9 protein-coding genes and 1 pseudogene are annotated in these 11024 nt (G+C 72.7%); 5 read left to right on the top strand and 5 right to left on the bottom strand.

Translation table 11 applies throughout. The features are described 5' to 3' along the window. Positions 1–527: 527 nt before the first annotated feature. Positions 528–1946 (top strand): annotated as a pseudogene (locus tag GA0070609_RS35090) (chromosome partitioning protein); the annotation flags it as partial. 101 nt (positions 1947–2047) lie between these two features. On the opposite strand, the gene GA0070609_RS29730 reads toward GA0070609_RS35090, so the two are convergent. Next, positions 2048–2476 carry a DUF3151 domain-containing protein gene (locus tag GA0070609_RS29730; protein ID WP_088996853.1) on the bottom strand — a complete coding sequence of 143 codons (429 nt, stop codon included), beginning with the start codon at positions 2474–2476 and terminating at the stop codon, positions 2048–2050. A 242-nt stretch (positions 2477–2718) separates the two neighbouring features. Between GA0070609_RS29730 and GA0070609_RS29725 the strand changes: the two genes are divergently transcribed. Further along, positions 2719–3924: an LOG family protein gene (locus tag GA0070609_RS29725; RefSeq protein ID WP_088996852.1), complete on the top strand. Its 1206-nt coding sequence runs from the start codon at positions 2719–2721 to the stop codon at positions 3922–3924. 65 nt (positions 3925–3989) lie between these two features. Here the strand turns inward: GA0070609_RS29725 and fbaA are convergent, their stop codons facing one another. Together fbaA and GA0070609_RS29715 are read right to left on the bottom strand one after the other, a co-directional pair. Further along, complete coding sequence (gene fbaA, locus GA0070609_RS29720; protein ID WP_088996851.1) at positions 3990–5012, bottom strand: class II fructose-bisphosphate aldolase; 1023 nt, start codon at positions 5010–5012, stop codon at positions 3990–3992. 167 nt (positions 5013–5179) lie between these two features. Continuing rightward, a complete protein-coding gene (locus GA0070609_RS29715) occupies positions 5180–5563 on the bottom strand; it encodes a phage holin family protein (protein WP_088996850.1) in 384 nt (127 codons plus the stop codon). A 155-nt stretch (positions 5564–5718) separates the two neighbouring features. Between GA0070609_RS29715 and GA0070609_RS29710 the strand changes: the two genes are divergently transcribed. After that, positions 5719–5931, top strand: a complete 213-nt coding sequence (locus tag GA0070609_RS29710; RefSeq protein ID WP_088996849.1) for a hypothetical protein — start codon at positions 5719–5721, stop codon at positions 5929–5931. 5 nt (positions 5932–5936) lie between these two features. Here GA0070609_RS29710 and GA0070609_RS29705 read toward each other — a convergent pair whose 3' ends face one another. Continuing rightward, positions 5937–7004 (bottom strand): LCP family protein, encoded by a 1068-nt coding sequence (locus GA0070609_RS29705; RefSeq protein WP_088996848.1) that lies wholly within the window; start codon positions 7002–7004, stop codon positions 5937–5939. Positions 7005–7006: 2 nt separating this feature from the next. Further along, positions 7007–7486: a SigE family RNA polymerase sigma factor gene (locus GA0070609_RS29700; RefSeq protein ID WP_088996847.1), complete on the bottom strand. Its 480-nt coding sequence runs from the start codon at positions 7484–7486 to the stop codon at positions 7007–7009. Positions 7487–7598: 112 nt separating this feature from the next. On the opposite strand from GA0070609_RS29700, the gene GA0070609_RS29695 reads away from it, so the two are divergent. After that, positions 7599–9161 carry a cell wall anchor protein gene (locus GA0070609_RS29695; protein ID WP_157748328.1) on the top strand — a complete coding sequence of 521 codons (1563 nt, stop codon included), beginning with the start codon at positions 7599–7601 and terminating at the stop codon, positions 9159–9161. A gap of 209 nt (positions 9162–9370) precedes the next feature. After that, positions 9371–10909, top strand: a complete 1539-nt coding sequence (locus tag GA0070609_RS29690) for an LPXTG cell wall anchor domain-containing protein (RefSeq protein ID WP_088996845.1) — start codon at positions 9371–9373, stop codon at positions 10907–10909. Positions 10910–11024 lie beyond the last annotated feature (115 nt).

Genomic DNA, 11024 nt, shown 5'->3' with positions numbered 1-11024 from the left:
CGACCGGCAGCACGGCCCCCACCAGCAGCCCACCTCCAACCGGCAGCGCCGCCCCCACCAGCGGCCCGACCCCAGCCGGCAGCACGGCCTCCACCAGCGGCCCATCACCGACCGGCAGCGCCGCCCCCAGCAGCGGCCCACCCCCGACCCCAGCCGGCAGCACGACCCCGACCAGCAGCCCGACCTCAGCCGGCAGCGCGACCCCCACCAGCGACCCGACCCCGGCCGATGGCTTACCCCTGACCAGCGACCCGACCCCGACCAGCGGAACGGCCCCCGCCAGCGACCCAACCTCCACCCCGGGCCCGCCCCCGAGCGCCGGTCCGGCTCCGGGCGCTGGCCGGGGTGCCACCTCGCCCTGGGCCCAGCCGCCGCAGCGGTCCGCCGCCGAGTCGTCCAACGGCTCGACCGGGCCGGCCAATGCTCCGCTCGGGTTGAGCAGCGCCTCGCCCGGACCGGCGAGCGCTTCGCCCGGCCCGGCCCCCGAATTCCCCGGCTCCGTCCAGGGCACGCCGCCCGCCCCCGCAGCGCCGGCCTCCACGGCACCCGCCCTCGTGCACGGTGCCGTCGCCGCCACGCCGCACCACACCGTCCCGCAGCAGGCCGGCGCCCCGACCGGGGCGGGTGGAACAGTCGATCGGCAGGGCGGAGCGACCCCGCCCGGCGGGCGCGTGCCGCTGCAGCCCGGTGGGGCCGCGTCCTCGCCGGGCGGGGCCTCGGGCGCGGCGCAGCCGCCGGTGATGCCGCAACCAGCCGTCCCGGCACCCACGCCGCAGTACGACGCGTCACCGGGCCCAGGGCAGGACGCGCCGCTCAGCCCAGCGGCGGAGGAACCGGCCGGCCCGCGACAGGAAGCGCCACCGCCGGGGCCGTTCCCGCCGCAGCCGGGCTGGTATCCGCCGGGCTGGCAGCAGGGCCCGCCGCAGGCCGGCCCCGCCCCACGGCAGCCGTACCGGCCGGCGGACGGGGTGACCGGGGTGCCGCCGGCGCAACCGGACCCGGACTGGAGCCCGGAGACGACCGCGCCGCCGACCGCCGAGGACTTCGCCCGGCGCCGGCAGGTACGCCCGGCCGAGCCGGTGGCCACCATGGGCGTACGGGCGGTGTTCAACAAGGTCGGGTTGCGCCTGCCGCCCGGCCGGCACGAGCTGGAAATGAAGCGGGACATCGAGATGGTCCGGCGCAACTTCGGCGGGCTGCGCCAGGTGACCGTGGTGAACCCGAAGGGCGGGGCCGGCAAGACGGTGGCCATCCTGCTGCTGGCCATGACGTTCGGCCAGAAGCGCGGCGGCTACGTGCTGGCCTGGGACAACAACGAGACCCAGGGCACCCTGGGCATGCGCGCCCAGCAGGACTTCCACGCCCGTACGGTCCGTGACCTGCTGCGTGACCTGGGTCAGTTCCAGGGAGCGCACGGGCGGATCGGCGACCTGTCGCAGTACGTCCGGTCGCAGGGCGAGGGGATGTTCGACGTCCTCGCCTCGGACGAGTCGGCCACCGGCGGCGAGATGCTCACCGCCGCCGCGTTCGCCGAGATCCGCGAGGTGGTCAGCCGCTTCTACAAGCTGATCTTCGTGGACACCGGGAACAACGTCCGGGCGCAGAACTGGCAGGCAGCGATGGACGCCACCGACCAACTGGTGGTCACCATGTCGGCCCGCAACGACTCGGCCGAGACGGCCGCCCGGATGCTCGACCACCTGGAGCAGAGCGGACGGCAGCGGCTGGTCCGACAGGCGGTCAGCGTGGTCTCCATGCCCCCGTCCCGCAAGGAGATCGATCTACCCGCGATCCAGGATCACTTCGCCGCCCGCACCCGGGCGGTGCTGCTCGCGCCGTACGAGCGGCTCATCGACACCGGCGAGCCGATCCGGTACGGCGCGCTCTCCGCGGCCACCCGGGACGCCTGGCTCAAGATCGCCGCAGCGGTCGCCGAGGGCCTGTAGAGCCCTCGGCGGCCGCGATCTTGCAGTTCCGCCCGGGCGGAACGGGCGAATGCCGTGAAGCGGGGAGCGGAACTGCAAGATCGCGGGGTCGAGCGCGCGGGTCAGTTGCTGGCCAGCGCGTCCGCGGCGGCCGGGTCGCAGTCCCGCAGGAACTGGGCGCAGCGGGCCGCCTCGTCCGCCTCGCCGATCGCGTCGGCCGCCCGGGACAGCACGTAGAGGCAGCGTAGGAAGCCGCGGTTCGGCTCGTGCGACCACGGCACCGGGCCGTGCCCCTTCCAGCCGCTGCGGCGCAGCTGGTCCAGGCCCCGGTGGTAGCCGGTGCGCGCGTACGCGTACGCCGGAATCACCTGGCCCTCGGCGAAGGCGCGGGCCGCCAGTGCGCCCCAGCCCGCGCTGTAGCTCGGGAATCGCGCCGCCACCTCGGCGTAGGCCTGGTCGCTGCCGGCCTGCTCGGCGGCGGACAGGGCGGCGTCGGCCTCGTCGTGCGCGGGGAGGAGGGTGGCCGGTGGCTCCGGCAACAGGTTCTGCATCGTCCCATTCAACCCGCTTCGCGGACCGACACGCGAGGGGGTCGGGCAACCGGGATGGCTGAACGGCTGAGGAGTTGGTCACGCCTGCGGCCTATGCCGCCGTCAAGAATTTTCCACTACAACTATTGGTCCGGAGCCTCCCCAGGACCCGGTTACGCAGGAGCCCGGTGGCCGCAGCCGCCGGGCTCCTGTCGGTCCCGGCCCAGGTTTGCCGGCTGGACGGCGTTGGGCACGATGATCCGGTGCCGACTCCACCACCCGCGGACGTCATCGAGCCGCACATCTGCACCGACGAGATCGAGACCCGGGCCGCCTTCGACGAACGGCTCGCCACCGGCAGCCTCGCCGGCCTGACCGTGCAGGGGCTCCGGCTCGACCTGGACCCGGTGCCCGACCTCACCGCCGTCCCGGTCACCGGCACCCTCTTCGTCGGCTGCCGGTTCGCCAACCGGGAGGTCGGCGCCGACCTGGTCCGGCGCGGCGCGAACGTGGTGCCACCGTTCTCCGGGCTGCCGTACCCGACCCAGCCGTCGCACCTCTACACCCCGGAGGACCTCGCCGCCGGCTTCGCCGAGGCCGGGTTCGCCGGGATGTACGACACCCGGGTCTACGAGCACTTCCGCGCGCACGGCGGGGCGCTGCCGGAGGTGAAGGAGGCGCTCGGGCAGCGGCTGCACGACCACGGCGTGGACAACGCACTGGCCGACGCCACCCGCGCCTGGCTGGCCGTGCACGGGCCGCAGTCGGTGGTCGGCGTGATGGGCGGCCACGCGGTGCCGCGTGGCAGCGTCCCGTACCGGATGGCCGCCGTGCTGGGCTGGGAGCTGGCCCGGGCCGACCGACTGGTGGTCACCGGCGGCGGGCCCGGGGTGATGGAGGCGGCGAACCTCGGCGCCTACCTCGCCCCCCGCCCCGCCGAGGAACTGACCGCGGCGATCGACCTGCTCGCCACGGCCCCCGACTTCACCGACCACGACCGCTACACGGCGGTCGCGCTCCAGGTCCGCGAGCGGTACGCGCCGACGGCCGTGCCCCGTCAGCGCGGCCTGGACCTGGACTGGGCGCGCACCGGTGGGCTGGCCATCCCCACCTGGCTGTACGGGCACGAACCGGCGAACCTGTTCGCCGGCCGGATCGCCAAGTACTTCTCGAACGCGATCCGGGAGGACACCATCCTGCGGCTGGCCCGGGGCGGGATCGTCTTCGCCCCCGGCCGGGCCGGCACCCTCCAGGAGGTGTTCCAGGCGGCCACGAAGACCTACTACGGCACCGACGGGGCGAGCGGCGCGTACGTCTTCCTGGACCGTGCCTACTGGACCCGGGAGTTGCCGGTGGAGTCGCTGCTGCGGCCACTGCTGGCGGCCTCCCCGTTCGGCGACCTGTCGGCGACCGTGCACCTCACCGACGACGTGCACGAGGCCGTCCGGCTGCTAACGGCGAGCGCCTGACCGGGGCGGGAACGCCGACGGCCGGCTCCCCGGGCGGGGAGCCGGCCGTCGAGGGTCTCAGCCCGTCACTTCATCTTGGTGCCGGTCGAGCGCAGGGCCTCGCAGGCCTCCACGACCCGGGCCGCCATGCCGGCCTCGGCGGCCTTGCCCCAGACCCGAGGGTCGTACATCTTCTTGTTGCCGACCTCGCCGTCGACCTTGAGCACGCCGTCGTAGTTGCGGAACATGTGGTCCGCGACCGGCCGGGTGAAGCAGTACTGGGTGTCGGTGTCGATGTTCATCTTCACCACGCCGTAGTCCAGCGCCTCGCGGATCTCCGAGAGCAGCGAGCCGGAACCGCCGTGGAAGACCAGGCTGAGCGGCTTCTCCTTGCCGTACTTGGCGCCGACCGCCACCTGGATGTCGTGCAGCACCTGCGGGCGGAGCTTGACGTTGCCCGGCTTGTAGACGCCGTGCACGTTGCCGAAGGTCAGCGCCGCCATGTAGCGGCCCTTCTCGCCGAGGCCGAGCGCGTCGACCATGGCCAAGCCGTCCTCGACGGTGGTGTACAGCTTCTCGTTGATGGCGTTCTCGACGCCGTCCTCCTCGCCGCCGACCACGCCGACCTCGATCTCCAGGACGATCTTGCCCTTGGCGGCCTCGGTGAGCAGCTGCTCGGCGATCTCCAGGTTCTCCGCCACCGGCACGGCCGAGCCGTCCCACATGTGCGACTGGAACAGCGGCTCCTCGCCCCGCTGCACCCGCTCCTGGGAGATCTTCATCAGCGGCCGGACGAACTTGTCCAGCTTCTCCTTGGGGCAGTGGTCGGTGTGCAGGGCGATGTTCACCGGGTAGTTCTTGGCGACCTCGTGCGCGTACGCGGCGAACGCGGCGGCGCCGGTGACCATGTCCTTCACCGACGGTCCGGAGAGGTACTCCGCGCCACCGGTGGAGACCTGGATGATGCCGTCACTCTCCGCGTCGGCGAAGCCCTTCAACGCGGCGTTCAGCGTCTGCGAGGACGTCACGTTGATCGCGGGGTACGCGTACCGGCCGGCCTTGGCGCGGTCCAGCATCTCCGCGTAAGCCTCGGGGGAAGCGATGGGCATGTCGAACGCTCCTTACTAACCGCTGTCGGCCATGCTGGCCGCTGTTGTCCATTGGGTGCGCCGGACCGCGCTGTCCTCCGCCGGCAGTATCCCGTAGGAGCGCCGTACCGGCACAACCGACCCGGGGCGCGTCCGCACTTCGGCGGCGGGCGGCCGGACGGGTGCCGTCACCGGGCCTCCAACCGGTCCGGCAGGACCACGCTGATCAGCCAGGTCACCACGGCCATCACGATGGCGCCCCAGAACGCCGCCCAGAAACCGTCCACCTGGAACGGCAGGTCGAGCGCCCCGGCGATGGCGTCGGTGAGCAGGAACAGCAGCGCGTTCACCACCAGCGCGAACAGGCCGAGGGTGAGCAGGTAGAAGACACAACCGACCACCTTGATCAACGGCTTCAACACCGCGTTGACCACGCCGAAGATCAGGGCCACGACCACCAGCGTGAGCGCGTCGTCGGCGCCGGACCGGCCGCTCACCTCCACCCCGGGCACGATCAGCGTGGTGATCCACAGCGCGACGGCGGTGATCGCCAGCCGGATCAGGAAGCCCACCGTTCCATCCTGGCACCGGGCCCACCGGCCGGTGGGGCGATTCCGTCGACTGGGCGGGTCCCCCCGGGCCGGCCTTCCACCCGCGTTCCGAGCGGACGACCGGCGCAGCCCGTACGGTGTGTGGTGACCGTCCGCCGAGATCCAGGGAGGGACTGATGGCTCAGCCCGAGGAGGACTTCGCCCCCAGCGACCACCTCACCCCGGAGGAGCGCGACCCGGAGGCGGAGCCGGCCGACGCGGTCGAGCAGGCCGCGTCGATCGACCCCGCCGACGGCGACACCGAGCCGCACCGGGGCCTGGAGGTCGACGACTGGGACGCGATGGAGCAGGCCCGGGTGGTCGCCGGCGACGAGGACGACTACCGCTGACCCGCTCAGCGGAGCCGGGTGACCCGCTCCGGGTGCTGCGCGGTCCACTGCGCCAGCCGGTCCTCGCGTAGCGCGGCGAGGAAGACCGGGGCGGCCTTCGGGTCCGGACGCAGGACCCAGTGGCCGCCCTTCGTCGATTCGGCGACCGGGAGGTTGAGCCCGACCGGTTCGACCGACGCCAGCTCGGGGACCACCTGCAGCAGGTCGAGCAGCGATCCGCCGGTGGTGGCCACGCTCAGGTCCGGTCCGATCTCGGCGACGATGCGGGAGAGCCGCACCGGATCGTGCAGCACGCCCTGCTCACCGGCCCGCCGGATCAGGCCGGCCGCGAAGCGCTGGGCGTTGCGGTCCCGGTCGAAGCCGCTGTCGGGCAGGTCCCGGCGCTGCCGGAGCAGGTCGACCGAGGCGCGGCCGTCGAGGTGCTGGCAGCCGGCCGGGAAGACCCGGTCGGTGTGGCTCGACCGGATCCGCTGCGGCACGCAGACCTCCACCCCGCTCAGCAGGTCGGTCAACTGGCGCAGCACCGGATAGGTGATCACCGCACCGGCGTCGACGCGTACGCCGGTCAGGTCGGTCACCGTCCGCCGGGTCAGCTCGTAGCCGCGCACCAGGTCGAGCCCCCCGTCCACCCGCGCGCCGTACGCGGCGGCCGCGTTGAGTTTGTCCCGCCCGTGGCCCGGGATGGCCACCTCCAGGTCGCGGGGAAGGGAGACCAGGAACGGCCGGCCGCGGTCGGCGGGAATGTGCACGAGCAGCACCGAGTCGGCCAGCGGGGGTACCTGGTCTCCACGCGAGTCGACGCCGAGCAGCAGCACGTTCAGCGCCCCGGTGGGAGCGCGCCGGCCCGGCTCGGTGAGCAGGGTGGCGTCCTCGGCGACCCGGTCGGGCGTGAACTGCGGTATCCCGACGCCCAGCAGCGCGAGCAGGGCGAGCGCGGCGCCGCCGGCCCGCAACCGCCGCCGGCGGCGGCGCCGGACGGCGACGAGCCGGGCGATCGCGGCCCGCACCGGACCGGCGGGTGGGGCCAGCGGCTCGTGCCGGGCGAAGGCGGCACGCAGGTCGTCTTCGATCACGGTCAGGCCTCCACGTATTCGGCGCGCAGCGTGGCCAGGGCGCGGGAGATGGACGAGCGGACGGTGCCGACGGCGCAGCCCAGGATGTCGGCGATCTCGGCGTCGGGCAGGTCCTCGTAGTAGCGGAGCACCAGGGTGGCCCGTTGCCGGCGGGGCAGCCGGGCGAGCCAGGACCAGACCTGGTCCCGGTCCACCGCGTGCTGGGCGTGGTCGGCCGGCGCCGGCAGCGCGTCGTCGGGCTCCGCGCGCAGCAGCACCCGCCGCATCCAGGAACCCCGGCGCCAGTCGACGTACTGGTTGGTCAGCATCCGGCGTACGTAGCGTTCGGGCGAGTCCGCCCGGGCCACCCGGCGCCAGTTGAGCTGGACCCGCACCATGGTGTCCTGCACCAGGTCCTGCGCCTGGTGCGGGTCACCGGTCAGCATGACCGCGTACCGCAGCAGCGCGGCCAGCCGCGAGTCCGCGAACTCCTCGTACGTCACTGCACCTCCCGGGCTCTGCCCCAGATGACGGGTACGGGTCGGCGGAACGTTGCGATCGGGTTGCGATCGGCCCGCCGCCCGGGCACGGCGGTCCCCTGGTAGAGCGATTTCCGTGAGAGCCTGGCCACGCTCCGCTGTCAACCGGGAGGACGCCACCATGCTCCGGCACTCCGTCCGACGCTGGCTCGCCGGGACCGCCGTCGCGGCCGCGATCGTCACCGTCGCCGCCGTTCCCGCCGCCGCAGCCCCAGCCGGGGATGTGAAGATCTACACCCGGGACGTGATCGTCGCGCCCGGCCACAGCGCGCTCGGCCAGATCGACGTCGTGCTCGAGGGCCCCTGGCCACCGAACCCGGTGCCAGTGACCGTCGAGATCGACGCGTCCGAGGCGGCGGCGCTGGGTGCCTTCGACGTCACCGGCGACGGCTGGGACTGCGCACGCGACCGTGACGTGGTGCGCTGCGCGGCGGCCTTCGACCGACAGGGCGACGCGCCGCGGCTGCACTACCAGGTGATCGCCGGAGCGGACGCCGAACTGGCCGAAGAGGCCGAGCTGACGATCACGGCGACGTCGGCGCTCGGCACCGCCACCGGGTCCAGCACGGTGACCGTCGTCGAGGGGGTCGACCTGCAGACGGAGCCGCGGTTCAGGTTCAGCGGCGACCCCGGCGCCCGGCTCGAGCTGCCGAGCACCGTACGCAACGCCGGCCCCGGGCCGGCGGACGGCGCGGTGCTGGTCTTCACCGCGGACTGGCTGCTGGAATACACCGGCAACTTCCGCAACTGCCGGCACCGGGAGGGCCTGCCCACCATTTGCCGCTTCGACACGCAACTGCGGCCCGGGGTGACCTACCGGCTCTCGGCGCCGCTGCCGCTCGTCCTCAATCCGACCGCGCGCAGCGGCATCGCGCTGGCCAACCGTCTGCAGTGGTGGACGCCCGACGACTGGGCGCTGGCCGAGCAGGCCCCGGGGGTTTCGCTGCCACCGGACACGCCCGGTGGCAGCGGCGCGGAGTTGCGTCTGGTCGAGCAGCCGGCGACCCGGCAGACCGACACCGCGCCGTGGAACAACTGGACCGCCGTGGACCTCACCGTCACCGGTGACCGGACGGCCGACATGGCCGCCGTCGGCAGCAGCGTCAGCGCCCGGTTGGGCGAGCGGGTGCGGGTGACCGCCGCGTACCAGAACCTCGGGCCGACCAGGGTGGAGATCTGGCGGTCCCAACCGCACCTGCGGGTACGCATTCCCGAGGGCACCACGGCGGTCGAGGTGACCCACTTCTGCGCTCCGATCGACGCGGACGGCTGGAACCCGATGGAGGAGTTCGGCAAGCCGGGCGCCCGGGAATACGGGTGCAGCGCCTACGCCGACTTCGTCGAAGCGGGTCAACGCCACGAGTTCGCCTTCACCCTCCGGGTCGACAGGCTGACCGGGCCCACCTCCGGCACCGTGACCATCGACGTGGCCGGCAACACCAACCCGGCCAACGACACCGCGCGGATCACCGTCACCCCGCGCGACGGCGGCACCGGTGGCAACGGCGGGGACGGCGGTTCGCTGCCGATCACCGGTGCCTCCACCGGCCTGATCGCCGGCCTCGGCGCCCTGCTGCTCGCCGCCGGCCTCGCCGGCTACCTGTTGACCCGAGGCCGCCGCACCCGCTTCATCGCCTGACCACAGCACTGTTTCCGCGATACCGGCGACTCGTCACCAGCCAGGGTGGCGGGTGACGGACCGTGTCCGGCGACCCGGGCATTGCGCCCGATCCGATCAGCCGTTCGGCCCATATTCGCAGGTAGCGGCTTCTCCGGTCAGCGGCGCGGCTTAACGGTTCCTTAAGCTCCACGGACTCCACCGGTAACCCCCACGGGAGGAAACCCCCAATGCTCAGGAACTCCACCCGGCGCTGGCTCGCCGGGTTGGGCGTCGCAGGCGCGCTCGTCGCCGCCTCCGCCACCCCCGCCTTCGCCGAGGAGGCCATCGAACTCGGCGTCTATGTCAACGACACCACCATCGCCGCTGGCTCAGACGGCAAGGTCGAGTCGCCCATCCTGTTCAGCTCCGAGCCCGTAACCGTGTTCGGCCTGACCGCCCGGTTCGACTACCGCGACCTCGGGGGCAAGGTGAAGCTCACGTCGGAGGGCGGCTTCGACGACTGCACCGCGCCGGAAGAGGGCGTGCTCGTGTGCACGGACCCCTTCGAGCACGACCTCTACGACTGGGGCTCCGGCTACTTCAGGGTGGTCATCGCGCCCACCGCGGAGGCGAAGGACGGCGACGTCGGCAACCTCAAGGTCACCATCAGCGCCGACGGTCTCGCGTCGACGAGTGCCACCGGGCAGATCCGCGTCGGTGAGGGCGTCGACCTCGCCGGCGGCGATGAGGTGAAGGTTTCGGCGGCGCCCGGCAGCCGGTTCACCGCGCCGATCAAGCTCGGCAACGCCGGACAGACCACCGCCAAGGGTGCCGTCGCCGTGTTCGACAACGACTACGCCATCCGCGCTGACAAGCGGCACAGCAACTGCACCTACGAGGACGGACAGCTTCGCACCTGTCGGTTCTCCGAAGAGGTGGCCCCGGGCCAGTCGCTCTCCGGGACCCTGGCGTACCGCCTGGGCGAGGACACCTACGCCCCCGGCCGGGACTACGGCTACTACAACTGGATGACCGTCGCCGAGTTCGAGGACTTCACCAAGTACCTCACCGACAACGGGTACTCGGTCGGTGAGCCCGGTGACGGCGAGCCGCTGACCCTCTCGTCCCCTAGCGCACGTTCGTTCCAGGCGGACATCGACCCGGAGAACAACTGGTCGAGCCTGGAGGTCACCGCGACCGGCACGAACGGCACCGACCTCGCCGCCATCGGAGACAAGGTGAAGGGCAAGGCCGGCGACAAGGTCATCGCAACCGTCGGCTTCCACAACAACGGCCCCGCCACCCTCGACTACAGCCGCGGCTTCTCGTCGGTCACCTACATGGCGGTGGCGGTTCCCGAGGGCACCACAGTGGTCGACGCCCCCGACAACTGCCTGCCGACCAAGGGCGAGGAGCAGGGCGAACCGGGCGAGCCGGGCGCTCGCAACTACTTCTGCTACGCCCCGCCGTTCCTCAAGGCCGGCGACGAGGAGACCTTCGAGTTCGCCCTCCGGATCGACAAGGTCATCGCGAACGCGACCGGTACCGTCAAGATCAACATTCCGTGCCAGTGTGACGGTGGTTTCTACGCCGACCTGAAGCCGGCCAACGACACCGCGAAGATCCTGGTGAACGCCAGTGGCGGCGAGGGTGGCGGGGACGGCGGCACGCTGCCGATCACCGGCGCCTCCACCGGCCTGATCGCCAGCCTCGGCGCCCTGCTGCTCGCCGCCGGCGTCGGCGGCTACCTGGTGGCCAAGCGCCGCCGCACCCGCTTCGTCGCCTGACCCACCACGCACCACCGGTGCCCCGCCGACCCCCGTTGGCGGGGCACCGGCTTTTCCACCCGAACCCAAGCAGCACCCACCGCCATCCCCACCCCCAGACCCCGAACCCGACAGC

The organism is Micromonospora echinaurantiaca, assembly GCF_900090235.1.
Classification (GTDB): domain Bacteria; phylum Actinomycetota; class Actinomycetes; order Mycobacteriales; family Micromonosporaceae; genus Micromonospora; species Micromonospora echinaurantiaca.
This window is presented reverse-complemented; position numbering and strand designations above follow the sequence as displayed.

Coding starts and splice junctions, on each gene's coding strand:
- GA0070609_RS29730 (WP_088996853.1), bottom strand. CDS start 2,476: ATGCAGAACCTGTTGCCGGAGCCACCGGCCACCCTCCTCCCCGCGCAC.
- fbaA (WP_088996851.1), bottom strand. CDS start 5,012: ATGCCCATCGCTTCCCCCGAGGCTTACGCGGAGATGCTGGACCGCGCC.
- GA0070609_RS29710 (WP_088996849.1), top strand. CDS start 5,719: ATGGCTCAGCCCGAGGAGGACTTCGCCCCCAGCGACCACCTCACCCCG.
- GA0070609_RS29690 (WP_088996845.1), top strand. CDS start 9,371: ATGCTCAGGAACTCCACCCGGCGCTGGCTCGCCGGGTTGGGCGTCGCA.